The sequence below is a fragment of the Pseudonocardia sp. P1 genome, assembly GCF_000178675.2.
Classification (GTDB): domain Bacteria; phylum Actinomycetota; class Actinomycetes; order Mycobacteriales; family Pseudonocardiaceae; genus Pseudonocardia.
In genome coordinates this window covers 5,441,889-5,467,326 of record NZ_ADUJ02000001.1, presented here as the reverse complement: position 1 = coordinate 5,467,326, position 25,438 = coordinate 5,441,889, and the positions used below count along the sequence as shown (strand labels likewise).

Genomic DNA, 25,438 nt, shown 5'->3' with positions numbered 1-25,438 from the left:
CATGTCGCAGGCCGCGGGGCTCGGTGGCCGGGCCGTCCCGGCGGAGGACCGGCGCGCCCTGCTGCTCGACACCGCCGAGGGCGTGTTCCGGCGGCTCGGGTACGAGGCGACGACGGTCGCGGCGCTGGCGTCGGCGGCGGGGGTGACCCGGCCGACGGTGTACTCCTACTTCGACTCGAAGGACGCCGTGTTCCGGGCGCTGGTCGACCGCGTCCGGGCGGAGTTCCTGCGCCTCCAGGAGCGCACGCCGAGCGGGTCACCGGCGACGATGGTCCGCGAGATCGTCGCCGGCTACCTGCGCGCCTACACCCGTCACGACGGGCTGCTGACGATCCTCGCCCACCAGGCGCTCGCCGACCCGGCGCTGCGCGAGGTGCACGACGAGGTGTTCGCCCGCGCGGAGCGCCGCAACACCCGCTTCCTCGAACGGCTCGCCGACGACGGCGTCGCCCGGCCCGTGGTGCCCCCGGACCGGATCTCGGTGGCGATCACCGGCCTGATCGCCCGGTTCGCACGTCTGGCCGCTGCGGAGCCGGACAGGCTCGACGCGCTCGCCGGCGAGGTCTCGGACATGTACCTGTGCCTGGCCGGCATCGCCGATCCCCCGGACTGAGCCGGGGCCGCGGGTCAGGCGAGCAGCTCGGCGGCGCGCAGCGCGGCGCGGACGTCCTCGTGGTGCCACTCGTCGAGCGGCACCAGCGGCAGCCGGATCCCGCCGGGCATGAGGCCCAGCTCGGCCAGCGCCCACTTCACCGGGATCGGGTTCGGCTCCGAGAACAGGGCGGCGTGCAGGCCCGCGAGGTCGGCGTCCAGCGCGGCGGCGGTCTCGGCGTCGCCGGCGACGGCGGCCTTGCACATCCGGGCCATCGGCTCGGGGGCGACGTTGGCCGTGACCGAGATGTCGCCGTGGAACCCGGCGAGCATCGACGCGCGGGCGGTGCCGTCGTCGCCGGAGTAGAGCGCGAAGTCGTCGAGGCCGAGGGCGACCAGCTCGCGGACGCGGTCGAGATCGCCCTTGGCCTCCTTGAGCCCGACGATGTTCGGGATCTCGGCCAGCCGCGCGACCGTCGTCGGAAGCAGGTCGCAGGCGGTGCGCCCCGGCACGTTGTAGAGGTACTGCGGGATGGCGACGGTCTCCGCGATCCGCTTGAAGTGCTGGTACAGCCCCTCCTGCGGGGGCTTGTTGTAGTACGGCGTGACCAGCAGGGCGCCGTCGGCACCGGCGGCGCGGGCGGCCCGGGTGAGGTGCACGGCCTCGTCGGTGGAGTTGGCACCGGTGCCGGCGATGACGGGGACCCGCCCGTTCGCGACCTCGATGGTGCGGCGCATGACCTCGGTGTGCTCGAGGACCGACAGCGTCGACGACTCACCGGTGGTGCCGACCGAGACGATCGCGGAGGTGCCCGCGTCGATCTGGCGCTCGACGAGCTCGCCGAGGGCCTTGTGGTCGACCTCGCCGTCGTCGTGCATCGGGGTCACGATCGCGACGATGCTCCCGGTGATCATTCCGGTCCTCCCTGGTACCGCTGCTGTGCCGGCACGACGGTAGCAAGCGACCCCGACGACGCCACCGGGTTCGTGGCACTCAGCCCAGCGCGAGCCGGGCCGGCTGGACCGACCGGCCGATCCGGCGTCCGGCCTGCACCGCGACCAGCACCGCGGCGACGACGGCGACGGCGGTGACCGCGATCGGACGGTCGTTCGCGGCCACCCCGGCAAGCGCCCAGACGACGGCCGCGGCGAAGCCCGCGAAACCCGCGGTCGACCCGATCACCGACAGCACGGCGGCGGTCAGCATCACCAGCAGCAGGATCGCCGCGGTCTGGGGCAGCGCGCCGTCGGCGGGCAGGCCGACCGCGACACCGGCGGCCATCAGGCCGAGCACCAGCGCCGCCGACGACCAGCCCAGGTAGAGGGCGACAGGCAGCCGGAACGCCAGCCGCTCGACCCAGCCGTCGGCGGCGTCGCGCGCCAGCCGCGAGTACGCGACCGCGAGGACGGCGACCAGCCCGATCAGCACCACCTCGGCGGTGACGACCCAGCGGTTCGAGAACGCCAGGATCCACAGCGGGTTCAGCGCCGCCGAGGCCGCGAGCCACCAGCCGACCCGGCGGTGGATCCCGCGCCCGCGCTGCGCGGGCAGCAGCGCGTAGGCCGCGTAGACGACGAACCCCAGGTAGATCAGGCCCCAGATCGAGAACGCCCACCCGGCCGCGAGCAGCGGCGTGTCGTAGGACCGGGCCACCTCCCCGACCCCGGATCCGCCCAGCGTGGAGACCAGCACCTGCAGGATCGCCAGGACCGCCACGACCACGCTCCGGACGAGATCCGCGGTGGTCGGGCGCGGGGTGAGCACCGTCATCCGCTCATGGTGGCGCGCAACGCCCGTCCCTGCCATCCGGCCGACGGGCGACCTGATCGATCGGCCGGTCAGAGGGGGTACACGAACAGGTGCACGTCGCGCGCGTCGCCGGGCGCGAGCCGCACCCCGGCGGGGAGCCTTCCGTACTCGGCGAACCCGCGGGCGGCGTAGAACGCCGGCAGCGGCGTCCCGCCGCGCGCCCCGAGCGTGAGCATCTCGACGCCCATCTCCCGGCCGTGCGCGACGGCGGCGGCGAGGAGCGCCGTCCCGACCCCACGGCCCTGCAGGTCCGGGCGGACCATCAGGCGCTGGACGTCGGCGCGGTGCGCCGCGATACCGCCCCCGCGGGCCAGGAAGACGGTGCCGTCGGGCTCGGCCCCGTCCCCGGCGACGATCATCCAGGCGTCGCCGGAGCGGACGCCGTCGATCGTCGCCGCGGCGAGGTCACGGATCTCACCGGGGTCCCAGCCGGGCACGAAGTCGACGGCGCCGCCGGCCTCGGTCACGGCGATCCAGAGATCGCCGAGTGCGGCGGCGGCGCCGGGGGGTGGATCGACGACCCGGTGGACGGCCGGGGCGTCGACACTCACAGGTTCGGGAACCAGAGCTTGATCTCGCGGTCGGCCGACTCCGGGGAGTCCGAGCCGTGGACCAGGTTGGACCCCGTCTCCAGGGCGAGGTCCCCGCGGATGCTGCCGGGGGTGGCCTTCTCCACCGGGTCGGTCCCGCCGGCGACCTGACGCCAGGCGGCGATGGCCCGCGGGCCCTCGACGACCGCGGCCAGGACCGGGCCGGAGGTGATGAAGGAGATCAGCTCCTCGAAGAAGGGCTTGCCGTCGTGCTCGGCGTAGTGCTGGGTGGCCAGCTCACGGTCGACGGTGCGCAGGTCGAGGGCGACGAGGTCGAGGCCCTTGCGCTCGATCCGCGAGACGACCTCGCCGACGAGCTTGCGCGCGACGCCGTCGGGCTTGACCAGGACGAGAGTGCGTTCAGTCACGCGGGCCAGGGTAGCGACGGTGTGTGACGAGCCCGCACGGGCCACCGTCACCCGTCACCAGGGACCGTCGTGAGATCGGCCAGCGCCGCGGCGATCTGCTCGAGATCGCGCAGGGTCCCCTCCGAGACCGCGACGACGAGATCGAACGCGGCGTCCTGGTCGATCCGCGGCGGGTGCCCGTTCAGCACGAGGAACACGGCGGTCGCCGCCCACGCGAGCCGCTTGTTCCCGTCGACCAGCGCGTCGTTGCCGCAGAGGCTCTGCAACAGTGCTGCGGCCTTGAGGTGGACGGTCGGGTAGGCGTCCTGGCCGAACAGGGTCGTGGCGGGCCGGGCCAGGGCGGACTCCAGCAGGCCGAAGTCGCGGACGACGGGCTCCTCGCCGAGCGCGGTCGCGGCGAAACGCAGAAGATCGGACAGGCTCAGGTACCGGGTCACCGGGTCGTCAGGTCCGGCCGAGCCGGTCGAGAGTGTCCCTGAAGTTCTCCGTGACCCAGGCGGCGGCGCGGTCGACCTCGGCGTCGTGGTCGTGCCGGTCGACGTACTCCCTGACCGCGGCCCGGGCGACCTCCTGCATCGACCGCCCCTCGGTCTCGGCGCGGGCGCGCAGGGCTTCGGTCTCGGACTCGGTGAGCCGCAGGGTCATCGCCACGGCAGCGATGATACCTGCGGTGATACCGCGATGCCTCTCATTCCTCCTGCTGCGACGGCAGCGTCCCCGCCGCCATCCGCCGCGCGACCTCGCGCCGCATCCACAGCAGGATCGCGAAGACCACCACGAACGCGAACGCGACGATCGCCAGCGAGGGCACGAACACGAACGACGCGACGATGAGGAGCACCTGCAGCGCGAGCGTCGCGCCCAGGCCCCAGGAACGCCGCTGCAGCCCGGACAGCAGGATCATCGCCACGGCCAGGGCGGTGATCACCCCGGCGCCGAGTGCGGTGGAGCCGCTGCCGAAGCGTGGCAGCACCAGCAGCGCGAGCAGCACCACGATCGCCTCGAGGATCAGCGTCGCGGCGAACACGCCGCGGGCGCCCTTCATCGGGTCGGTCGGCGGCGGGCGGACGCCCTCCGGGACCCCGTCGATCCGGTCCGTCCCGCTCACTCCGGCTCCCTGCCGAACAGCGACCGGACCTCGCCGGCCGTCACCACCGACCCGGTCACGACCACGCCGACGCCGGACCCGCCGGCCTCCTCGGCGATCTCCCCCGCCTGCTCGACGGCGGCCTGCAGCGACGGCTCGACGCTGACCCGGTCGGAGCCGAAGACCTCGGCGGCGAGCGCGCCCAGCTCGTCGGCGTCCATCGCCCGGGGCGAGGAGTTGGTGGTCACCACGACCTCGTGCAGCACCGGTTCGAGGCCCTCGAGGATCCCGCGCGCGTCCTTGCCCTGGAGCACCGCGAGCACGCCGACCAGGCGGGTGAACCGGAACTCGCCGGTCAGCGCCGTGGCGAGCGCCGTCGCCCCGGCCGGGTTGTGCGCGGCGTCGAGCAGCACCGTGGGGGTGTCCGGCCCGCCCTGCACCGGCTCCAGCCGGCCGGGCGAGCGGACGGACGCGAACGCGGCCCGGACGGCCTCCGGGTCGAGGGGCTGCGCGGTGCCGGCCCCGACCAGCGCCTCGGCGGCGGCCAGTGCCACCGCCGCGTTCGACGCCTGGTGCTCGCCGTGCAGCGGCAGGAAGATCTCGTCGTAGCGGCCGGACAGCCCCTGCAGCTCGAGGCGCTGCCCGCCGACCGCGAGCTCCCGCTCCCGGACGCCGAACTCGGCGCCCTCCCGGGCGACCTGCGCGCCGACCTCGGCGCAGCGCTCGATGAGGACCTCGGCCACCTTCTTGTCCTGCGCGGCGAGGACGGCGACCGAGCCCTCCTTGATGATCCCGGCCTTCTCGCGGGCGATGTCGAGGACGTCGTTCCCGAGGTACTCGGCGTGGTCGACGCCGATCGGCAGGATGACGGCGACGTCGGCGTCGGCGACGTTGGTCGCGTCCCACCGGCCGCCGAGCCCGACCTCGATCACCGCGGCCTCGACCGGGGCGTCGGAGAACGACGCGAAGGCCATCGCGGTGAGCACCTCGAACTTCGACAGCGCCGGGGCGTCGCCCCGCTTCGCGTCGACCAGCTCGACGACGGGCTCGACCTCCCGGTAGGTCGCGACGTAGTGCTCCGGGGTGACGGGGCGGTTGTCCAGGTTGATCCGCTCGGTGGCCCGCTGCAGGTGCGGGCTGGTGTAGCGGCCGGTGCGCAGGCCCACCTCGGTGAGCAGGGCGTCGATCATCCGGGAGGTCGACGTCTTGCCGTTGGTCCCGGTCAGGTGCACGACCGGGTAGCCGCGCTGCGGTTCGCCGAGCGCGTCGCACAGCGTCTGCATCCGCTCCAGCGACGGTTCCATGACCGACTCGGGCCAGCGGCGGTCCAGCGCGGCGTCGACCGCGAGGAACTCGGCGTACCCGGTGACCGTCGACTGGGCCGGCACGACGTCCGGGGTGTCGCCACCGCGGATCTCGTCGAGCACGGCCGCGATCACGGCCTCCTGGGCGTCCTTCTCGGGGGTCTCCGCCGCCTCGTCGGCGGCCGCGGTGTCCGAGCGGTCCTCGTCGGAGCCGTCCTCCTCGGACTGCTCGGACCGCTCGGAGTCCTCGGACCGCTCGGTGCCGGCCTCCGGCTCCTCGTCGTCGCCGAACCCGCCCTCGGCCCAGCGGTCCCCGCCGTAGGTCGGCGAGTCCTCCTCGTCGAACTGGTCGTAGCCGTGTCGATCGTCGCGTGGTGCCACGTGCCTCAGGCCTCCGGCAGCGCGGCCAGCCGCGCGGTGATCCGCTCGATGTCCGCCAGCGCGGCGGCGTGCCGGGAGCGGATGCCGTCGACGACGTCGGCCGGTGCCTTCTCGGTGAACTTCGGGTTGTTCAGCTTCTTGTCCGCCTGGTCGCGTTCCTTCTCGGCGGCGGCCAGGTCCTTGCCGAGCCGGGCGCGCTCGGCCGCGACGTCGATCGCCCCCGAGGTGTCCAGCTCGACGGTGACCGGCCCCCCGGAGGTCGTGACCTCGAAGGTGGCGGTGGCGGCGAAGTCGTCGCCCGCCGCGTCGAGCCGGTTGAGGAACCGCAGGGCGGTCTCGTGGCCGGCCAGGCCCGCGTCGGTGAGCCCGGCCAGGCGGGCCGCGACGGACTTGCGGTCCGGCAGGCCCTGCTCGGTGCGGAACCGGCGGACCTCGGTGATCACCTTCTGCGCGTCGGTGACCCGGGCGGCCGCGGCGGCGTCGACGGGCGCGCCGGTGTCGGCCGCGGTCGGCCAGGCGGCCGTCACGACGGTCTCGCGACCGGTCAGCGCGGTCCACAACGCCTCGGTGACGAACGGCGCGATCGGGTGCAGCATCCGCAGCAGCGCGTCGAGGACGTGCCCGAGCAGCGCACGGGTGCCGGGCGCGGTGGCCGGGTCGTCGAGCTGGGTCTTGCACAGCTCGACGTACCAGTCGGCCAGCTCGTCCCACGCGAAGTGGTAGAGGCCCTCGGTCGCCTTCGCGAACTGGTAGCCGTCGAGCAGCTCGTCGGTCTGGCCGCGGACCTCGGCGAGCCGGCCCAGGATCCAGCGGTCGGCGTCGGTGCGGTCCGCCTCGGCGGGCAGCGGCAGGTGCGGGTCGGCGCCCTTCGAGAGCGCGAACCGGGTGATGTTCCAGAGCTTCGTGGTGAAGTTCCGGGACGCGGCGACCCACTCCGGCGACAGCGACATGTCGGTGCCCGGGTTGGAGCCGCGGGCGATGGTGAACCGCAGCGCGTCGGCGCCGTAGTCCTCCATCAGGTCCAGCGGGTCGATGACGTTGCCCTTGGACTTCGACATCTTCTTGCCGTGCTCGTCGCGGATGAGCCCGTGCAGGTAGACGTCGCGGAACGGGGTCTCCCCCATCGCGTAGGTCCCGAACATCATCATCCGGACGACCCAGAAGAAGAGGATGTCGTAGCCGGTGACCAGCACCGAGTTCGGGTAGTAGTGCTCGAGGTCCGGCGTCTCGTCGGGCCAGCCGAGCGTGGAGAACGGCCACAGCCCGGAGGAGAACCAGGTGTCGAGGACGTCGGAGTCCTGCCGCCAGCCCTCGCCGGTCGGCGGCTCCTCGTCCGGCCCGACGCAGACGACCTCGCCGGCGGGGCCGTACCAGACCGGGATCCGGTGCCCCCACCACAGCTGACGGCTGATCGTCCAGTCGTGCATGTTGTCGACCCAGTCGAAGAAGCGCTTCTCCTGCTCCTTCGGGTGCAGCACGGTGCGGCCCTCGCGGACCGCGTCGCCCGCCGCCCTGGCGAGGGGCCCGGTGCTGACGAACCACTGCAGGCTCAGGCGCGGCTCGATCGGGACCTGGGTCCGCGAGCAGTGCCCGACCGAGTGCACGTAGGGCCGCTTCTCGGCGACGATCCGGCCCTCGGCGCGCAGCTCCTCGCGGATCGCCTCGCGCGCGGCGAACCGGTCCATCCCGTCGAACCGGGTGCCGGACCCGGCGATCGTGCCGGTCTCGTCCATGATCGTCGGCATCGGCAGGTCGTGCCGCTTCCCGACCTCGAAGTCGTTCGGGTCGTGTGCTGGGGTGATCTTGACGGCGCCGGAGCCGAACTCCGGGTCGACGTAGGTGTCGGCGATGACCGGGATCCGCCGGCCGGTGATCGGCATCTCGATCTCGGTGCCGACCAGCGCGGCGTAGCGCTCGTCGTCGGGGTGGACCGCGACGGCGGTGTCCCCCAGCATCGTCTCGACCCGGGTGGTCGCGACGACGACCGAGGCGTCGCCGTCGCCGTAGCGCATGGAGACGAGCTCGCCCTCGGTCTCGATGTGGTCGACCTCGATGTCGGAGATCGCCGAGCGCAGCGCCGGGGACCAGTTGACCAGGCGCTCGGCCCGGTAGATCAGCCCGTCGTCGAACATCCGCTTGAAGACGGTGGCGACGGCGCGGGACAGCCCCTCGTCGAGGGTGAAGCGCTCGCGGGACCAGTCGACGCCGTCGCCGAGGCGCTCCATCTGCCCAAGGATCGAGCCGCCGGACTCGGCCTTCCACTCCCAGACCTTCTCGACGAACCGCTCGCGGCCGATCGTGTGCCGGTCGGGCTCGCCGGCCGCGGCCATCCGCCGCTCGACGACCGACTGGGTCGCGATGCCGGCGTGGTCCATGCCGGGCAGCCACAGCGCGTCGTAGCCCTGCATCCGGCGGCGCCGGGTCAGGACGTCGATCAGGGTGTGGTCCATCGCGTGGCCCAGGTGCAGGCTGCCGGTGACGTTCGGCGGCGGGATCACGATGCTGAACGCCGGCCTGCCGGACGCCGGGTCGGCCTCGAAGTACCCGCGGTCGACCCAGCGGCGGTACATGTCGCCCTCTACCTCGCCCGGGTTCCACTTGGCGGGCAGGTCGGCGGTACGCGCTCCCAGGGTCTCGGTCACATGTCAAGTCTACGAGTCGGCACCGACAGCTCTCCGGACCCCCGCCGCCGCCACCCCCGCCGCACCGCGCCGCACCGCCGGCCCGGACCGGTCAGCACGTTCCGGCCGTCGCCGGGGCCACGACGTGCTGATCGACCGGCTCACGGGACGGGGCGCAGCACGCACCAGGGGCGGGGCATGCCCAGGGTCCGGGCGGCGGTGCCGTCGGCGAAGGCCGCCGGGTGGAACGCCCGGACCGTGCCGGAGCCCGGCTCGTAGACCCGCCAGGTGCCGTCGGCGCGGGCGCCCAGGACCAGCACCCAGTGCCGGGGCAGCCGGCGCGTCCCGACCAGGAGCGGGACCGGCCGACGCGCGGACGCGACCGCGGCGAGCTCGCGCGCCGTGGCGGGCCGGACCCGGAACCGGCCCGCGGCGGGCGCGTGCCGGTGCAGCCACGCCCGCATCCCCCAGGGCGTCGTCCCGAGCGCGCGCGGCCAGAACCGGTTCGCCTGGCGGTGGGCAGCCCGCTGCGCGGCGCCGAACCGCTCCGCCGCCGGGCCCGGCCATCCGGAACCGGTGAGCGCGGCCGTCATCACCAGCACCGACGGCCCGCAGGTGACGCCGTCGACCTGCCGCCCGAGCACACTGCCGACCTCCGGACCCCCGCTCCCGCCCACGACGGTGATCCTGCTGGCCTGCGACGCCGGTGTCACGCCCCGGTCGTCCCCGGGGCGCCCCACCGCCGGTCCAGGAGCACCGAGGCGCAGGCCGGCACGAGTGCACACGCCATCAGGAGCACCCCGATCAGCGGCGGCGCGGTCAGCCCCCAGCCGGCGGCGATCGCGAGCCCACCCAGCGCCGGGCCCAGCGAGTTCCCGACGTTGAACGCCGAGGTGTTCGTCGCGCTGGCCAGCGTCGGAGCGGTCCCGGCGAGGGCGAACACGCGGGCGTTCAGCGGAGCGGCGGCGACGAACGCGACGAACCCGAGCCCGACGGCGACCGCCGGGGCCGCGCCGGGGAGCGCCGCCGTCCCGGCGAGCAGCCCGAGCAGGACGCCGGCGCCGACCAGTGCGGCGAACAGCGTCCGCCACGGGTGCCGGTCGGCGAACCGGCCGCCCAGCACGATCCCGGCCAGCGAGCCGACGCCCGCGCCGAACTGCACGGCGGGCACCCAGCCCGGGGCGAGCCCGGCGACCTCGATCAGCAGCGGCGCCAGGTACGCCAGCATCGCGATCATGCCGGCTTGGTAGAGCGCCGTCGTGGTCAGCGCGAGCCACAACCGGGCACGCCGGAACACCGCCAGCTCGGCCGACAGCCGTCGTTCCTGACCGGCGCCCCAGGTACGGGGGACCAGCGTGAGCACCCCCGCCAGTCCGGCGAGCGCCAGCGCCGCGATGATCCAGAACGTCGCCCGCCAGCCGAACTGCTGCCCGATCACCGTGCCGAGCGGGATGCCGGCCACGTTGGACACGGTCAGCCCGGCGAGCAGCCGGGACAGCGCCCGGGCCCGGTCGCGCGGTCCCACCGACGACACCGTGACGACGGCGGCGACCGCCCAGAACCCGCCGGTCGCGACCGCGGTCAGCACCCGGATCGCCAACAGCAGCGGGTAGCTGGAGGTGAGCGCGCCGAGCACGTGCAGCGCGGCGACGGCCACCAGCATCGCCACCAGCGTGGTGTGCCGCGGCAGCCGCAGCGTCGCGACCGCCATCAGCGGCGCGCCGACGACCATCCCGACGGCGAACCCGGAGATCAGGTAGCCGACCTGGGAGATCGTCACGCCCAGGTCGGCGGCCATGTCGGGCAGCAGCCCGGTGATCACGAACTCGCTGGTGCCGAGCACGAAGATGCTCAGGGCCAGCACCGTGACGACGCGCGGCACGGGCTGCCGTACGTCCACTCCGGTCTCGGTCGCGTGGGACATCGCAGGGAGCCCAACACGGTGACGGCCGCGCGGTCATCCGGATTCCCGCCCTACGCTGCGCGGCATGACCGCTCTCACACCCGAGGTCGCCGGGTTCCTGAACCACGGCACCCGCACCGGGATGCTCGGCTGGACCGCGCGGGACGGCCGCCCACTCGTCGCCCCCGTCTGGTTCCTGGCCGAGGACGACGCGATCGTCTTCAACACCGGGGCCGGCACCGCGAAGGGCCGCGCGATCGTCCGCGACCCGCGGGTCGTGCTGACCGCCGACCTGCCGGAACCGCCGTACGCGTTCGTGCAGGTCCAGGGGATCGCCGAGACCAGCGAGGACCCGGACGAGCTGCTGCGCACCGCCACCGCGCTCGGCCGCCGGTACATGGGCGAGGACCGGGCCGAGGAGTTCGGGCGCCGCAACGGGGTGCCGGGCGAGCTCGTCGTCCGGATCCGGCCGACGAAGGTCGTCGCCTCGCTGGACATGACCGCCTGATCGCTCGACCCGAACCCGGGTCCGTCCCGCACCGTCCGTCCCGGAGCCGATGAGTTCCGGCGGTCCCGCCGGTCCCAGCTTCCGAGAGGACGGTGGACCATGGACCCCACGCGCCTGGACCTGCGGCACGGCACGCAGCGGACCTTCGCGCACCTGCTGGCGAGCACCCTGACCGTGTCGGTCGTCAACTTCACGGTGTGGTTCGCCGTGACGTTCTGGGTGTTCGTCGAGACCCGGTCGGTGATGGCGACCGGCATCATCGCGGGGATCTTCCTGGCGGCGACGTCGTCGACCGGGATCTGGTTCGGCAGCCTCGTCGACGGGTTCGGCAAGCGCGCGGTGATGCAGGGCTCCGCCGCGGTGTCGCTGGCGATCTACGCGGGCTGCCTGGTCGTCTACCTGACGACGCCGGCGGAGGTCTTCCGCGACGCGTCCAGCCCGCTGCTGTGGGGGTTCGTCGTCGCACTGATGCTCGGCGTGATCACCGGCAACCTGCGCACGATCGCGCTGCCGACGCTCGTGACGCTGCTGGTCCCGGCCGGGGTCCGGGACCGCGCGAACGGGCTCGTCGGCACGGCGACCGGGGTCTCGTTCCTGGTGACGTCGGTGCTGTCGGGCCTGCTCGTCGCGTACGACGGCATGCGGTCGGTGCTGCTGCTCGCGCTCGTCGTGCTGGGCGCGTCGCTGCTCCACCTGTCCCGGGTGCGGGTGCCGTCCGCGCCGGTGGACGCCGCCGCCGGGGGCGGGGACGACCGCGGCGGGGTCGACCTGCGCGGGACGCTGCGGGTGGTCGGCTCGGTGCCCGGCCTCCCGGCCCTGATCGTCTTCACCTGCGTGAACAACCTGCTCGGCGGGGTGTTCATGGCGCTGATGGACCCGTACGGCCTGTCCATGATCTCGGTGCAGGCGTGGGGTCTGCTGTGGGGCGCGCTGTCCACCGGCGTGATCGTGGGCGGGCTGCTGGTCGCGCGGACCGGCCTCGGATCGCGACCGGTCCGGACCCTGCTGCTGGTGAACGCGACACTGTGGACGGCGACGATGCTGTTCCCGCTGCAGGCCTCGATCGTCCTGCTGACGATCGGGATGACGGTGTTCATGCTGCTCATGCCCTACGCCGAGGCCGCGGAGCAGACCGTCCTGCAGCGGGTGGTGCCCTACGGCAGGCAGGGGCGGGTCTTCGGGTTCGCGCAGAGCGTGGAACAGGCCGCCTCGCCGCTGACGGCGTTCCTGCTCGCGCCCGTCACCGAGCTGGTGGTGGTGCCGTTCATGAGCGACGGCGGCGCCGGTGCCCGGGCGATCGGCGGCTGGTTCGGCACCGGGACCGACCGGGCGATCGCGCTCGTCTTCGTGGTGACGGGGTTGCTCGGACTCGTGGCCACCCTGGCCGCCCTGGCCTCGCGCCCGTACCGGCGGCTCTCCGCCGCCTACCTCGCGGCCCCCGCCGACGACCGGCCCCCCGCCGATCCCGAGGACGTGATGCCCGCAGGCCCCGTCCTGGCGGCCCGGACCCCCGCAGCGGTAGCGCCCGGCGCGGACCTCACAGGACCCCCTGCCCCACACGACAGCCAGAAGCCCTGACCAGCCCGCCGCCCCGCCCCACGACCTCGCGCGGCACCCCGTCACGGGCCGACGCACCCCACGCAACGGGTGCGGCGCATGGCGACCGGGTGCCGCGGACGCTGGCGGGGTGCGGCGCACGGTGACGGGGTGCCGCGCACCGAGACGGGGTGCCGCGCACCGGCACGGGGGCCGCAGCGTGCGCGGCCCGGGGCGGGCGGCGCGGCCGGGTGGCCGGGCGGGCGGGCGGGGCGGGGCGGTCGCACGCACGGGTGGATCCGGGGTGCCCCGGGCGTGCCGTCCCACCGCGGCGCGGTGCCCTCCCCCACGGTGCGGGGGTGTCGCGAACCAGCCTGCCGCTCACGGCCGTGCTCGCCGCCGCCCTCGCGCTGGCCGCCGTCGCCCTGTACCCCGCACCGGCGCCGGCCGCGGCCGGGGCACCCGCGCACCCGGTCGGCGGCCGCGCCCTCGACGGCTACTACGCCGATCCCGCGATCACCGTCTCGGACGGGACGTACTACCTGTACCCGACCACCGACGGCGAGGGATCGAGCGACGCGTCCTTCACCGCCTGGTCGTCGACGGACCTGGTGAACTGGCGGCCGCGGGGCGAGATCCTGCGGCTCGGCACCGACGTCCGGTGGGCGGAGAAGCTCGCCTGGGCGCCGGAGGTCGCCGAGAAGGACGGCCGCTGGTACCTCTACTTCACCGCCGAGGAGAAGATCGGCGTCGCCGTCGCCGACTCCCCGACGGGACCGTTCCGCGACAGCGGCCGCCCGCTGGTCACGACGAACCCGGGCGGGCGGGGCGCGGCGATCGACCCCGCCGTCGTCGCCGGGCCCGACGGCACCCGCTACCTGTACTGGGGCAACGGCCAGGCGCAGATGGTGCCGCTGAACCCGGACATGGTGTCGTTCGATCCGAAGAAGATCCGGGTGCTGTCCGGGCTGGACGGCTTCGGTGAGGGGATCCACGTCGACCGTCGCGCCGGGACCTGGCACGTCACCTGGTCGATCGGCGACTACCGCTCCGAGGACTACCGGGTCGGCTACGCGACGGGGCCCGGCCCGGCGGGGCCCTTCACCGACCACGGCGTGATCCTCGCGAAGGACGAGGCCGCGGGCGTCCGCGGGCCGGGGCACGGATCGCCGCTGCGGATCCCGGGGACCGACGAGTGGTACTACGCCTACCACCGCTTCGCGATCCCCGGCGGCGACGGGACGCACCGCGAGGTGACCCTGGACCGGCTGCCGATCACCTCCGAGGGCCGGTTCGGGCGGGTCACCCCGACGCACGCCGGTCCCGCACCGCGCCCGGTCCCCTGACCCGCCCGGAGCGGTCCGGGATCAGGCCCGCTGCAGCGTCGTGCTCCAGAGCGAGGCGCCGTCCTGGTCGCGCAGGTGCACGTCCAGCGTCGACCCGTCGGGCGCGACGTCGAGCTCCCCGAAGTGCTGGAACCCCTCCAACGGCGACGCCTCCTGGCGGGACGGCCCGCGTACGAACTCCACCTTCGGCCCGAAGGTCGGGTCGAGCTCGTTCGGCCCGAACGCTCCGGCGTGCAGCGGCCCGGAGACGAACTCCCAGAACGGGTCGAACCCGTCGAACGCGGCCCGCTCGGGCGAGTAGTGGTGGGCGGCGGTGTAGTGCACGTCCGCGGTCACCCAGACGACGTTGCGGATCCCGCGGCGGCGGATGCCCGCCAGCACCCCGGCGATCTCGGACTCGCGCCCGCTCGGCGGACCCGGCACCCCGTTGGCGACGGCCTCCCATGCGGTGTCACCGTCCGGCACCTGCACCCCGATCGGCATGTCCGACTGGATGATCTTCCAGGTGGCCCGGGAGTCGGCGAGCGACTCCACCAGCCAGCGCGCCTGGGCCTCACCGAGGATCCGCTCGCCGGTAGCGGTGTTGGCCGAGTTCGGGGTCCGGTAGGTGCGCATGTCGAGCACGAACACCTCGACCTGCGGGCCGAACGTCAGCCGCCGGTACACCCGCCCGTCGACGGCGGTACGCGGGTCCAGCGGCTGCCACTCGTGGAACGCCCGGAACCCGCGGGCGGCGAGCACGTCGACCCGCTTCTCGGTGTACTTCTCCCCGACCTCGCCGGTCAGGATCTCGCCGGGGTACCAGTTGTTGGTGACCTCGTGGTCGTCCCACTGGACGATCTGGCCCACCGACGCGGCGAACCGGCGCATGTTGTCGTCGCGCAGGTTGTAGGCGAACTGGCCGCGGAACTCGGCCAGCGTCTCCGCGACCTTCGCCTTCTCGTCGGTCATCTCGTTGCGCCAGACCCGGCCGTCGGGCAGCGTGACCGTCTCCTCCAGCGGGCCGTCGGCGTAGACGGTGTCCCCGGAGTGCAGGAACAGGTCCGGCTCGCGGTCCGCCATCGCGGAGAAGATCCGCATCCCGCCGTGCGCCCGGTCGATGCCCCAGCCCTGCCCGACGACGTCGCCGGACCACTGGATCCGGACCGGCTCCCCGCGTCCGGGCTCGGCCCGGAAGCTGCCGGTGAGCGGCTCGCTCGCACCGCCGCCGTCGAGCGCCTCCGCGACGACGCGGTAGTGCACCCGGCCACGACGGGCGGGCACCCGCAGCCGGCCGGTGAAGTCGCCGTCGGGGGTCAGCAGCGGGCCGGGGACGCGCAGGGCCCGCCGGAAGTCCGGCGAGTCCGCGACCTCGACGACCATCCGGGACGGCCGGTCGGCCCGCGTCCAGACCAGACCGGAGCCGCCGCGGACGTCCCCGGCCTGGACGCCGTGGGTGAGGACGGGGCGTCCGGAGCGGACCAGTGCCGGTGCCGCGGACGCGGTGGTGGGAAGGGACAGCGCGGCGCCGGCGGCGAGGCCGCCGGCGGCCGCGGTGCGGAACAGGGAACGTCGTGACAGGACCACGACGCCGTTCTAATCCGGACGGGTGAACAACAACCGGACCATCCGGGTGAACGGCCGGTGAACCGGCCGTGGGTGATCTCTCAGCCGAACAGGGCGGGGATCTTCAGGACCAGCTCGTAGAGGCCGTAGGCGAACGGCACCCCGACCCAGATCCAGGCCAGGACCGCCCCGAGCCACTGCAGCGGGCTCCACGTGGCGGATCCCGCCACCTCGGACGTGCTCACGACTGTGCCCCCTTCGCCTCGGCGGTCTCGGTCTCCGGGCCGGTGGCGGTGTCCTCCGGCTCGGGTTCGTGGTGCTTCGCGTCGACCGGCCGGATCAGCTCGTTGCACACGAACGCGATCACCAGCAGCCCGATCATGATCGAGAAGGCGGTGGTGTACCGGGCCGGGCCCTGCACGCCGGCCTCGATGCGGGCGTCGGCGATCGCGTTGACGATCAGCGGCCCGAGCACGCCCGCGGTGGACCAGGCGGTCAGCAGCCGGCCGTGGATCGCGCCGACCTGGTAGGTGCCGAACAGGTCCCGGAGGTAGGCGGGGACGGTGGCGAAACCAGCGCCGTAGAACGAGAGGATCAGCACCGCGGCCACGATGAACAGTGCCCGGTTCGAGTTCGGGATCAGCGTGATCAGCAGGTAGAGCAGCGCGCCGACACCCAGGTAGATCCGGTACATGTTCTTGCGGCCCAGCACGTCCGACAGGGACGACCAGGCGATCCGGCCCGCGGAGTTCGCGAGCGAGAGGATCGAGACGAAGCCGACCGCGGCGGCCGCCAGCGTCTCCGCGGGCGAGGAGTCCGCGAAGAAGTCCTTGAAGATCGGGTTGGCCCGTTCCAGGATCCCGATGCCCGCGGTGACGTTGAAGCACAGGACCACCCACAGCAGCCAGAACTGCGGGGTCCTGATCGCGTTGCGTGCCGACACCTGGCCGGTCGAGATCATCCCGGACTTCTTCGCCGCGGCGGGCGACCAGCCTGCCGGCGCCCAGCCCTCGGCCGGGACCCGGATCAGCAGCCAGCCCAGCGACATGAAGACCAGGTAGATGGCCCCCATGGCGAGAAAGGTGTTGCCGATGCCCGGCACCGAGGGCGAGTCACCGCTCGCACCGAAGGTCGACAGCAGCGACGCCGTCAGCGGGGACGCGATCAGCGCGCCGCCACCGAAACCCATGATCGCGAGGCCGGTGGCCAGGCCCGGCCGGTCCGGGAACCACTTGATCAGGGTGGACACCGGCGAGATGTACCCGACGCCCAGCCCGATGCCGCCGACGAAGCCGTACCCGAGCACGACCAGCCAGAACCAGCCGAGATGCAGGCCGAGGCCGGAGATCAGGAAGCCGGAGACGAAGCACGCCGTGGCGACGACCATCGCCCACCGGGGCCCGTTGGCGTCGACCTTCGTGCCGAACAGTGCCGACGACAGCCCCAGCATGATGATGGCCAGGGTGAAGGGCAGCGCGCTCGCGACACCGGAGATGTCGAGCCCGTTCTCCAGCGGGGCCTTGAACGCGCTCCACGCGTACGCCTGGCCGACCGCCAGGTGGATCGAGAGCGCCGCCGGTGGCACGAGCCACCTGCTCCACCCGGGTGGAGCGACGATCCGCTCCCTCGTCAGAAAACCGGCCATCGTGCCCCTCCGTCGTCCGTTGCGGGCGCAACGCTAAGTAACGACGAACGGTACGGCAACCGGAGTAGTGCACTCGACGCGGCAACGCCGGCCCCACCCTGTGGGCGGGACCGGCGTCGCGGCGGGTGACCGGGCTCAGGCCGAGCGGTCGCGGCGCTCCCGGCGCGGGGGCTGCCGCGGGACGATCGTCGGGTTGACGTTCTCCTTGACCGTCTGCGCGGTGACGACGACCTTCGCCACGTCGTCGCGGCTCGGGATGTCGTACATGACCGGGAGGAGCACCTCCTCCATGATCGCCCGCAGGCCACGGGCGCCGGTGCCGCGCAGGATCGCGAGATCGGCGACGGCCTCCAGCGCCTCCTCGGCGAAGTCGAGCTCCACGCCGTCCATCTCGAACAGCTTGCGGTACTGCTTCACCAGGGCGTTGCGCGGCTCGGTGAGGATCTTGACCAGGGCGTCCTTGTCCAGCGAGGTCACCGACGCCACGATCGGCAGCCGGCCGATGAACTCGGGGATGAGGCCGAACTTGATGAGGTCCTCGGGGAGGGTCTCGGCGAAGCTCTCCGCCGGGTCCATGTCCTTCTTCGAGCGGATGTCCGCGCCGAAGCCGATCCCCGACTTGCCGACCCGCTCCCCGATGATCCGCTCCAGCCCGGCGAAGGCGCCGGCCACGATGAACAGCACGTTCGTCGTGTCGATCTGGATGAACTCCTGGTGCGGGTGCTTGCGCCCGCCCTGCGGCGGCACGCTCGCGGTGGTGCCCTCGAGGATCTTCAGCAGCGCCTGCTGGACACCCTCGCCGGAGACGTCCCGGGTGATCGACGGGTTCTCCGACTTGCGGGCGATCTTGTCGACCTCGTCGATGTAGATGATGCCGGTCTCGGCACGCTTCACGTCGTAGTCGGCGGCCTGGATCAGCTTCAGCAGGATGTTCTCGACGTCCTCGCCGACGTAGCCGGCCTCCGTCAGCGCGGTCGCGTCGGCGATGGCGAACGGCACGTTCAGCAGCTTCGCGAGGGTCTGCGCGAGGTAGGTCTTGCCGCACCCGGTCGGGCCGAGCATCAGGATGTTCGACTTGGCGATCTCGATGCCGTCGCCGTCGCCGTTGCCGCTGGCGCGGAGGCGCTCGCCGGCCTGGATGCGCTTGTAGTGGTTGTAGACGGCCACGGACAGCGTCCGCTTGGTGTCGGGCTGACCGACGACGTACTGGTCGAGGAAGTCGTGGATCTCGGCGGGCTTCGGCAGCTCGTCGAGCTTGACCTCACCGGCCTCGGCCAGCTCCTCCTCGATGATCTCGTTGCAGAGATCGATGCACTCGTCGCAGATGTAGACGCCGGGGCCGGCGATGAGCTTCTTGACCTGCTTCTGGCTCTTCCCGCAGAAGGAGCACTTGAGCAGGTCCCCGCCGTCGCCGATGCGTGCCATAGGTGTCGATCCCCAGTCCTGGTCCGGCGTTCTCGCGTCGTGCCCGTCGTCTCCGGAGAGACCGGTCCTCCGGGACCGCGTGGCCTCCGGGGACGACGGTACCTGCCCGGACCCGCCGCCGGGACCGGAAGAAGAGTCCGATTCCGCGGCGGGTCGGCGGGCGGTCACCGGGGCCGTGCCCGGCCCCGGTGACCCGGGATGTCGTCAGCGGCCGCCGGTGGCGGACAGCTTCCGGCTCTGGACGATCTCGTCGACCAGGCCGTACTCCTTGGCCTCCTCGGCCGTCAGGATCTTGTCCCGGTCGATGTCGTCGCGCACCTGCTCGGCGGTGCGGTTCGAGTGCCGGGCGATGACCTCCTCCATCCGCTTGCGGATGCGGGAGATCTCGGTGGCCTGGATCTCCAGGTCGGAGGCCTGGCCGTAGACACCCTCGGTGGCCGGCTGGTGGATCAGGATGCGGGCGTTCTCGACCGCCATCCGGCGGCCCGGGGTGCCCGCGCACAGCAGCACCGCCGCGGCCGACGCCGCCTGCCCGAGGCAGACGGTCTGGATGTCGGGCCGGATGAACTGCATCGTGTCGTAGATCGCCATCAGCGAGGTGAAGGACCCGCCCGGCGAGTTGATGTACAGCGAGATCTCGCGGTCCGGGTCGAGCGACTCGAGCACCAGCAGCTGGGCCATCGTGTCGTTCGCCGAGGTGTCGTTGATCTGCTCACCGAGGAAGATGATGCGCTCCTCGAAGAGCTTGTTGTACGGGTTCGACTCCTTGACCCCGTAGCTGGTGCGCTCGACGTAGGAGGGCAGCACGTAACGGGACCGGATCGGGTCCGGCGCGTAGCCACCGGGCCCGCGCAGGTCCGCCACGGACTCGGGGTGGCGCGGATCGAAGGTGCTCATCAGGCGCTCCCGTTCTGCGAACCCGACGCGCGGCCGGCGTGGGTCACGACGTGGTCGACGAAGCCGTAGTCCTTGGCCTCCTCGGCGGTGAACCAGCGGTCACGGTCCGAGTCCCGCTCGATGGTCTCGAGCGACTGGCCGGTGTGCTGCGCGATCAGCTCGGCCATCTCCCGCTTCGTCTTGCGCATCTGCTCGGCGAGGATGGTGATGTCGGCTTCGGTGCCGCCGATCCCGCCGGACGGCTGGTGCATCATGATCCGCGCGTGCGGCAGCGCGAAGCGCTTGCCCGGCGTCCCTGCGGAGAGCAGGAACTGGCCCATCGAGGCGGCCATGCCCATCGCCGTGGTCGACACGTCGCACGGGATGAGGTTCATGGTGTCGAAGACGGCCATGCCGTCGGTCACCGAACCACCCGGCGAGTTGATGTAGAGCTCGATGTCCTTCTCGGGGTCCTCGGCTGCGAGGAGCAGCATCTGCGCGGCGATCCGGTTCGAGATCTCCGCGTCGACCTGCTGGCCGAGGACGATGATCCGCTGCTGGAGCAGCCGCTCGTACACCGAGTCGGACAGCGACATGCTGTGGGTCGCGGCCCGCATCTGCGGCCCGCTACCGAGGCCCGCGAGCGGGCCGATGTCCTGCTGGCTCACTTCACCCTGCTTTCCGAAGTCGGGCCGGGCGGGCACGACGTCGGTCGTGCCCGCCCAGGTCCCGAAAGTCTTCCTCTGGATCGCTCTCGGTTCTCCGGTATTCGGGTCTTGCGAACCCGTCCACGGTCCCTCGTGGGGACCGGTTCGAGGCCGACCCTACGCGGACACCGGTGCCCGCGCGGGGAGCGACGCCCGATGTTCGCCGAGAGCGCACCACGTGCCGTTCCGGACGGGTGGACGGCCAGGTCAGGCCTTGGCGTCCGCCTTCTCGCCGGAGGCCTCGTCCGCCGCGTCGGCGGCCTCGGAGGTGGTGTCCTCCGAGCCCTCGACCACGGTCCCCTCGACGGTCCCCTCGGCGGCCTCGTCGGCGGCCTCGTCGGTGGCCTCGTCGTCGCCCAGGAGGTCGGACAGGTCGACCGCCTCACCGTTCGGCAGCGTCACCGAGGCGGCACGCACGGCGGTGATCAGCGCCTTGGAGCGGCGGACGTCCTGGTAGATCGCGCCGATCTGGCCGGCCTGCTGGATCTGCTGGACGAACTGCTCGGGCGCCATGCCGTACTGCTGGGCCTGGTAGAGGATTCGCTCGGTGATCTCCTGGTCGTTGACCGAGACCTCCTCGGAGTCCGCCAGCGCGTCGAGCACGAGGCGGTAGCGGACGGCCTTCTCGGCCTCCTCGCGCGACTCGGCGTCGAACTGCTCCCGGGTCTTGTCCTGGGAGGACAGGAACTCCGCGAAGCGCTCCTCGTCGTGGTCGAAGGCGTGCACCGCGTCGTGCAGGCGGTTGTCGACCTCGGCCTGGACGACGCTCTCCGGCAGCGGGACCTCGGTGCCCTCGACCAGCTTGTCGAGCAGGCGGTCGCGGGCCTGGGCGGCCTGCTCCATCCGCTTCGACTGGCCGAGGCGCTCGCGCAGGTTCTCGGTCAGCTCGTCGAGCGTGTCGAACTCGGAGGCGAGCTGGGCGAACTCGTCGTCGGCGTCGGGGAGGTGACGCTCCTTGACGGTGGTCACCTTGACCGTGATCTCGGCGTCGGCGTCGGCGTGCTCGCCGGCGACCAGCTTCGAGGTGAAGGTCTTCTCCTCGTCGGCCGACATGCCCTCGAGGGCCTCGTCGATGCCCTCGATGAGGCCGCCCTGACCGATCTCGTAGGAGAACCCGGTGGTGGTGGCCTCCTCGATCTCCTTGCCGTCGACGGCGGCGGAGAGGTCGATCTGGACGTAGTCGCCCGAGGTCGCGGGACGCTCGACACCGGCCAGGGTGCCGAAGCGGGCGCGCAGCTGGTCCAGCTGCTCGGTGACCTGCTCCTCGTCGACCTCGGTCTCGTCGACCTCGACGGCCAGGCCGTCGAGGTCCGGCAGCGCGATCTCGGGGCGGACGTCGACCTCGGCGGTGAACGCGATGCGCTCGCCGTCGGCGATCTCGGTGACCTCGATGTCCGGACGGCCGATCGGGGTGACGTCCTCGGCCGAGACGACGGCCTCCTGGTACTTCGTCGGGATCGCGTTGTTCACGACCTCGTCGAGCACCGGGGCCCGGCCGATCCGCGCCTCGAGGATGCGGGCCGGGGCCTTGCCCGGGCGGAAGCCCGGGATCCGGACCTGCTGGGCGATCTTCTTGTACGCGCGGTCGAAGTCGGGCTTGAGCTCGTCGAACGGCACCTCGACGTTGATCCGGACGCGCGTCGGGCTGAGGTGCTCGACGGTGCTCTTCACGGTGGAACTCCTTGCCGGTACGGGCTGGTGCAACGGGCCGCGCCGCGCGCGGCCCCGGTCGGTGTCTCTCCCCCGCCCTCCGGGTGTCGGTGGACGATCCCGGGCTGACCCGGGCGTCCCTCCCGGCCGGGCGCGGGCACGTCGGACGTGCCCGGCTACGGCGGGGGCCCGCGCGAGTCTAGGCGAGGCTCGTCACGGCGTGTCGGGCCGGGCGTGCCTCAGCGCGACGGGACGGGATCGACCCCGCCCACGTCGGCCACCGTGACCTCCACGTCCACGGTGTCGTCGCCGAGGACGGCACGGACGCGGGCCGCGATCCCGTCGGCGATCTCGGCGAACGGGACGCCGAGGCCGACGACGACGGCGATCTCCACGGGGTCGCCGAGGCGGACGCCCCACACCCGGTGGCCGGGGAGGTAGGAGGCGATGGAGCCGAACGGCCCGCCGTCGAGCCGCAGCACCGACGGGTGCGCCAGCACGGCCGTCGCCACGTCCTGCGGCCCGGGGCCCGTGTGCTCGTCCACGCGGGCACCCTAGCCCCGCCGGCGGTCCCCGGCCCCGCACACGACGACGGCGGCGCCCGGTCGTGGGCGCCGCCGTCGTCGGAGGGGGTGGATCAGTCCTTCGAGCTCTTGAAGGTGTCCTTCAGCTTCTCGCCGGCCTGCTTGAGGTTCCCGGTGACCTGGTCCTTCTTGCCCTCGGCCTCGAGGTCCTGGTCGTCGGCCGCACGGCCCACGGCCTCCTTGGCCTTCCCGCCCAGCTCCTCGGTCTTGTTGTCGATCTTGTCTCCGAGACCCATGGGGCTCACCCGCTTCCTCTGCGTGTCCGACGCGCGACGGCACGAGCCGGTCGCTACCGTCGCTGACACGCGCCGGGTACCCCGTCGATCACGTCTCAACCGCGGGAGAGACGGACATCTCGGACGCGGGACCATCGCCCACACCGATCGGGACGGACGGACGTGCAGGTCACCCACCGGACGACCCAGGACGGGTCGCCGACCGCGACGCCGGTCGGGGGCGCACCGGTGGACGGTGCCGCACCGCCCGAGGCGCAGGGTGCGGCGACGCCGCGCGCCGCGCTCGACGAGCCGACCCTCGTCGCACGGGCGCAGGACGGTGACGTGCACGCCTTCGAGGAGCTGGCCCGCCGGCACCAGGACGCCCTGTTCCGGGTCGCGGTGCGGGTGCTCGGCCAGCGGGCGGACGCCGAGGACGCGCTGCAGGAGGCGCTGATCGACGCGTGGCGCCGGATCGGCACCTTCCGCGGCGAGGCCGCGTTCTCGACCTGGATGTACCGCATCGTCACGCACCGCTGCACCGCGCTCATGCGCCGGAACCGGCGGACCGAGCCGCTGCCCGCGGAGGACGGCGCCGGGTCCTCCGTCCTGGTGACCGGATCCGGCTCCCCGGAGCGGGCCGCCGAGGTCGACGCCGAGATGGCCGCGCTGTCCCGGGCCGTGGCCGAGCTGCCCGGCGAGCAGCGCACCTGCTGGGTGCTGCGCGAGCTGGAGGGGCTCGGGTACGCCGACATCTCCCACATCACCGGTGTCTCCGAGACGGCGGTACGCGGGAGGATCCACCGGGCACGGACGGCCCTGGCGGAGAGGATGCGGGCATGGCGGTAGAGCAGGTGGAGCCGCTGGCCTGCGGGCGCGACGCCGCCGACGTCTGGGAGCACGCCGAGGGCGGCACCCTCGACGAGCACGAGGTGTCCTGTCCGCACTGCGTCGCGGCGCGGGCCGACCACGACCGGCTCGGCGGGCTCGTCGCCCGGATGGCGGCCGAGCCGCTGCGGCCGCCGCCGTCGGTCCTGGAGCAGGTGATGGGCGCGGTCGTGGCGGACCTGCGTCCGCACGAGCTGCTGGAGATCGGGCCGGACGCCTGGCTGGGACGCCCGGCCGCGGAGGCCGCGCTGCGGCACGTCGTCGACTCGATGGGCGGCCTGCGGGCCCGGCGCTGCCGGATCGAGCAGGCCCGCGGCCCCGGCCCGGCCGAGCCGGTCTGGGTCCGGATGACGGTGTCCGCGCGGTTCGGTGTCGACCTCGCCTCGGTCACCGCGCGGGTCCGGCAGATGATCATCTCGGCCGGAGAACGGACGCTCGGCGTGCCGATCGCCGGCGTCGACATCCATGTGGAGGACGTGTGGGAGGAGCCAGAGGTGGCACGCCGGTGAGCACCGTCCGCGTCCACGTCTCGGACCTGGCGGTCGCCCGGGTCGCCGCGCGCCGGGCCCGCGCGGTCCCGGGCGTGGCGACACTGCTGGGCGACGTGACCCAGATCCTGCTGGGGCTGGCCGCGACCTGGCTGCCCCGCTACCCGGTGCCCGACGAGCTGCGCACCCAGGGCGTCGTCGCGACCGTCCTCGGCCGGGAGGCCGAGATCCGGGTGACCGTCGGCGTCCGGCTGGGGACGCCGTGCGCGGACCTCGCGGCGCGGGTGCAGCGCGAGGTGTCCGAGGAGGTCGCCGCGGTCACCGGCCTCGCGGCGCGGGTCCGGGTCACGGTCGCCGGCATCGATCTCCCCGCCTGAGACCTCCCCGCCGGGGAGCTCCCCGCACGGCCGGACGGTGCCCGGCCCCGTCAGCCCCGTCCGGCGAGGACGCAGTCGCCGCAGGTGCCACCGCCGGGCACCCGGACGTAGAGACAGCAGGAGCGACGGTGGAAGGTCCACCCGGCGTCGCCGGTGGGCCGGGACAGGCGCCCGGTCGCCCCGTCCGGCAGCGGACCGGCCAGCCCGGGGTGCCCGACCAGGGCGTCGAGCAGCGCGAGGAACGCGGGCCGGTCCGCCGGCCGCGCGGTGTCCATCACCCGGGCTGCCCCGGCGATCGCGGAGACGACGTTGCCGCGCAGGACCCGCTCCGACACCGACACCCGGGCACCGACGGCCGCGTAGAGCGGTTCGAGGTGGGTGCCGGCGAGCTCCCGGGCCAGCAGACCGGCGGCGCCGTGCGGGTCGGTGCGGGCGTCCGGGGTCACGACGGCGACCGGCTCCGCGGGCAGGGCGGGTGCCCACGGGTCGTCGGCACCGGGGTCGCGGTGCAGGTCGCCCAGCGACGGCAGCACCCCGTGCAGCGCGACGGCGGCGAACGGCATCGACACCAGCCGGGCCGCCATCCCCTGCACCGCGATCGACGCCGCGACCCGCCGGTCGGTGCGCAGGGCGGCGGCCACCTGGTCGATCCGCGCCGACAGCGGGTCGGTCCCGGCACCGGGCGGCGCGTGGAGCTCGTCCCAGCGGCGCGGCCCGGTCCCGCCGGCACCCGCGCGGGCGGACCGGCCGGGCGACGGGACCGCGGCGCCGGCCGGCAGCAGGCCGACGGCGAACCACGGGCCGATCCGGGCGACGTCGGCGAGCACCGCCGCGATCGTCGTCCGATCAGGTGACGCCGACATGGCTCGGCCGGGCGCGGGTAGGTCCATCGCGGCCACTCTCCCCCGGCGGGGCCGGATCCGCCGCACCGTTGCGGTAACGGATCGGGCACGCGCAGCGATACCCTCGGCACGAGACCCCTCCCGTCGGATG

At 73.4% G+C, this 25,438-nt stretch carries 28 protein-coding genes; 7 read left to right on the top strand and 21 right to left on the bottom strand.

The window, feature by feature from the left end; genetic code table 11:
* Window position 1: 1 nt before the first annotated feature.
* Window positions 2-613 (top strand): TetR/AcrR family transcriptional regulator, encoded by a 612-nt coding sequence (locus PP1_RS25385; protein ID WP_010232595.1) that lies wholly within the window; start codon window positions 2-4, stop codon window positions 611-613.
* Between the two features lie 14 nt (window positions 614-627).
* Here PP1_RS25385 and dapA read toward each other — a convergent pair whose 3' ends face one another.
* The 11 genes from dapA to PP1_RS25330 all read right to left on the bottom strand — a co-directional run bounded on the left by dapA (window position 628) and on the right by PP1_RS25330 (window position 10,676).
* Window positions 628-1,506, bottom strand: coding sequence for a 4-hydroxy-tetrahydrodipicolinate synthase (dapA, locus tag PP1_RS25380; protein WP_010232594.1), 879 nt, complete (start codon window positions 1,504-1,506; stop codon window positions 628-630).
* Between the two features lie 79 nt (window positions 1,507-1,585).
* The gene (locus PP1_RS25375; protein ID WP_010232593.1) at window positions 1,586-2,362 is read right to left on the bottom strand and encodes a hypothetical protein; all 777 of its coding nucleotides are present in this window, start codon (window positions 2,360-2,362) and stop codon (window positions 1,586-1,588) included.
* Window positions 2,363-2,430: 68 nt separating this feature from the next.
* Entirely contained in the window at window positions 2,431-2,952 is a 522-nt protein-coding gene (locus tag PP1_RS25370; RefSeq protein ID WP_010232592.1) for a GNAT family N-acetyltransferase, read from the bottom strand.
* Window positions 2,949-3,359: a nucleoside-diphosphate kinase gene (gene ndk, locus PP1_RS25365; RefSeq protein ID WP_010232591.1), complete on the bottom strand. Its 411-nt coding sequence runs from the start codon at window positions 3,357-3,359 to the stop codon at window positions 2,949-2,951. Before ndk ends, PP1_RS25370 begins: the two co-directional genes overlap by 4 nt.
* 47 nt (window positions 3,360-3,406) lie before the next feature.
* Window positions 3,407-3,796 carry a type II toxin-antitoxin system death-on-curing family toxin gene (locus tag PP1_RS25360; protein WP_010232590.1) on the bottom strand — a complete coding sequence of 130 codons (390 nt, stop codon included), beginning with the start codon at window positions 3,794-3,796 and terminating at the stop codon, window positions 3,407-3,409.
* A gap of 7 nt (window positions 3,797-3,803) precedes the next feature.
* The gene (locus PP1_RS25355; protein WP_083697369.1) at window positions 3,804-4,004 is read right to left on the bottom strand and encodes a ribbon-helix-helix protein, CopG family; all 201 of its coding nucleotides are present in this window, start codon (window positions 4,002-4,004) and stop codon (window positions 3,804-3,806) included.
* Window positions 4,005-4,047: 43 nt separating this feature from the next.
* Window positions 4,048-4,467 carry a DUF4233 domain-containing protein gene (locus tag PP1_RS25350; protein WP_010232585.1) on the bottom strand — a complete coding sequence of 140 codons (420 nt, stop codon included), beginning with the start codon at window positions 4,465-4,467 and terminating at the stop codon, window positions 4,048-4,050.
* On the bottom strand, window positions 4,464-5,885 hold the full coding sequence (locus PP1_RS25345; RefSeq protein WP_443217608.1) for a bifunctional folylpolyglutamate synthase/dihydrofolate synthase: 1,422 nt from the start codon (window positions 5,883-5,885) through the stop codon (window positions 4,464-4,466). Before PP1_RS25345 ends, PP1_RS25350 begins: the two co-directional genes overlap by 4 nt.
* Window positions 5,886-6,136: 251 nt before the next feature.
* Window positions 6,137-8,773 (bottom strand): valine--tRNA ligase, encoded by a 2,637-nt coding sequence (locus tag PP1_RS25340; RefSeq protein WP_010232583.1) that lies wholly within the window; start codon window positions 8,771-8,773, stop codon window positions 6,137-6,139.
* 140 nt (window positions 8,774-8,913) lie between these two features.
* The gene (locus PP1_RS25335) at window positions 8,914-9,429 is read right to left on the bottom strand and encodes a hypothetical protein (RefSeq protein ID WP_075315175.1); all 516 of its coding nucleotides are present in this window, start codon (window positions 9,427-9,429) and stop codon (window positions 8,914-8,916) included.
* Between the two features lie 32 nt (window positions 9,430-9,461).
* The gene (locus PP1_RS25330) at window positions 9,462-10,676 is read right to left on the bottom strand and encodes an MFS transporter (RefSeq protein ID WP_010232640.1); all 1,215 of its coding nucleotides are present in this window, start codon (window positions 10,674-10,676) and stop codon (window positions 9,462-9,464) included.
* A 64-nt stretch (window positions 10,677-10,740) separates the two neighbouring features.
* Here PP1_RS25330 and PP1_RS25325 point away from each other — a divergent pair, with 64 nt between their 5' ends.
* The 3 genes from PP1_RS25325 to PP1_RS25315 all read left to right on the top strand — a co-directional run bounded on the left by PP1_RS25325 (window position 10,741) and on the right by PP1_RS25315 (window position 14,045).
* Entirely contained in the window at window positions 10,741-11,163 is a 423-nt protein-coding gene (locus PP1_RS25325) for a PPOX class F420-dependent oxidoreductase (RefSeq protein WP_010232638.1), read from the top strand.
* A gap of 99 nt (window positions 11,164-11,262) precedes the next feature.
* Window positions 11,263-12,741 (top strand): MFS transporter, encoded by a 1,479-nt coding sequence (locus tag PP1_RS25320; protein WP_075314550.1) that lies wholly within the window; start codon window positions 11,263-11,265, stop codon window positions 12,739-12,741.
* Window positions 12,742-13,058: 317 nt separating this feature from the next.
* Window positions 13,059-14,045, top strand: a complete 987-nt coding sequence (locus PP1_RS25315; protein ID WP_249266028.1) for a family 43 glycosylhydrolase — start codon at window positions 13,059-13,061, stop codon at window positions 14,043-14,045.
* 21 nt (window positions 14,046-14,066) lie between these two features.
* On the opposite strand, the gene PP1_RS25310 is transcribed toward PP1_RS25315, so the two are convergent.
* The 9 genes from PP1_RS25310 to PP1_RS25270 form a co-directional block, all read right to left on the bottom strand.
* A complete protein-coding gene (locus PP1_RS25310) occupies window positions 14,067-15,611 on the bottom strand; it encodes an alkaline phosphatase D family protein (RefSeq protein ID WP_010232501.1) in 1,545 nt (514 codons plus the stop codon).
* An 80-nt stretch (window positions 15,612-15,691) separates the two neighbouring features.
* On the bottom strand, window positions 15,692-15,835 hold the full coding sequence (locus PP1_RS25305) for an MFS transporter small subunit (protein ID WP_010232502.1): 144 nt from the start codon (window positions 15,833-15,835) through the stop codon (window positions 15,692-15,694).
* A complete protein-coding gene (locus tag PP1_RS25300; RefSeq protein WP_029239650.1) occupies window positions 15,832-17,235 on the bottom strand; it encodes an OFA family MFS transporter in 1,404 nt (467 codons plus the stop codon). Before PP1_RS25300 ends, PP1_RS25305 begins: the two co-directional genes overlap by 4 nt.
* A 135-nt stretch (window positions 17,236-17,370) precedes the next feature.
* Complete coding sequence (gene clpX, locus PP1_RS25295; RefSeq protein WP_010232504.1) at window positions 17,371-18,660, bottom strand: ATP-dependent Clp protease ATP-binding subunit ClpX; 1,290 nt, start codon at window positions 18,658-18,660, stop codon at window positions 17,371-17,373.
* Between the two features lie 204 nt (window positions 18,661-18,864).
* Window positions 18,865-19,557 (bottom strand): ATP-dependent Clp protease proteolytic subunit, encoded by a 693-nt coding sequence (locus PP1_RS25290; RefSeq protein WP_010232505.1) that lies wholly within the window; start codon window positions 19,555-19,557, stop codon window positions 18,865-18,867.
* Complete coding sequence (locus tag PP1_RS25285; protein WP_029239652.1) at window positions 19,557-20,153, bottom strand: ATP-dependent Clp protease proteolytic subunit; 597 nt, start codon at window positions 20,151-20,153, stop codon at window positions 19,557-19,559. Before PP1_RS25285 ends, PP1_RS25290 begins: the two co-directional genes overlap by 1 nt.
* Before the next feature lie 297 nt (window positions 20,154-20,450).
* Window positions 20,451-21,914 carry a trigger factor gene (gene tig / locus PP1_RS25280; RefSeq protein ID WP_010232508.1) on the bottom strand — a complete coding sequence of 488 codons (1,464 nt, stop codon included), beginning with the start codon at window positions 21,912-21,914 and terminating at the stop codon, window positions 20,451-20,453.
* Between the two features lie 218 nt (window positions 21,915-22,132).
* Window positions 22,133-22,438, bottom strand: a complete 306-nt coding sequence (locus PP1_RS25275) for a hypothetical protein (protein ID WP_010232509.1) — start codon at window positions 22,436-22,438, stop codon at window positions 22,133-22,135.
* 92 nt (window positions 22,439-22,530) lie between these two features.
* Entirely contained in the window at window positions 22,531-22,713 is a 183-nt protein-coding gene (locus PP1_RS25270) for a CsbD family protein (RefSeq protein ID WP_010232510.1), read from the bottom strand.
* 162 nt (window positions 22,714-22,875) lie between these two features.
* Between PP1_RS25270 and PP1_RS25265 the strand changes: the two genes are divergently transcribed.
* From PP1_RS25265 to PP1_RS25255, 3 genes are read left to right on the top strand one after another with little or no spacing between them, the layout of a single operon-like run.
* Window positions 22,876-23,541, top strand: coding sequence for an RNA polymerase sigma factor (locus PP1_RS25265; RefSeq protein ID WP_010232511.1), 666 nt, complete (start codon window positions 22,876-22,878; stop codon window positions 23,539-23,541).
* Window positions 23,532-24,089, top strand: a complete 558-nt coding sequence (locus tag PP1_RS25260) for an Asp23/Gls24 family envelope stress response protein (protein ID WP_010232512.1) — start codon at window positions 23,532-23,534, stop codon at window positions 24,087-24,089. Before PP1_RS25265 ends, PP1_RS25260 begins: the two co-directional genes overlap by 10 nt.
* A complete protein-coding gene (locus PP1_RS25255; RefSeq protein WP_010232513.1) occupies window positions 24,086-24,445 on the top strand; it encodes an Asp23/Gls24 family envelope stress response protein in 360 nt (119 codons plus the stop codon). The genes PP1_RS25260 and PP1_RS25255 overlap by 4 nt, the downstream gene beginning before the upstream one ends.
* Window positions 24,446-24,495: 50 nt before the next feature.
* On the opposite strand, the gene PP1_RS25250 is transcribed toward PP1_RS25255, so the two are convergent.
* Window positions 24,496-25,335 carry a (2Fe-2S)-binding protein gene (locus PP1_RS25250; protein WP_202968888.1) on the bottom strand — a complete coding sequence of 280 codons (840 nt, stop codon included), beginning with the start codon at window positions 25,333-25,335 and terminating at the stop codon, window positions 24,496-24,498.
* Window positions 25,336-25,438: the final 103 nt, after the last annotated feature.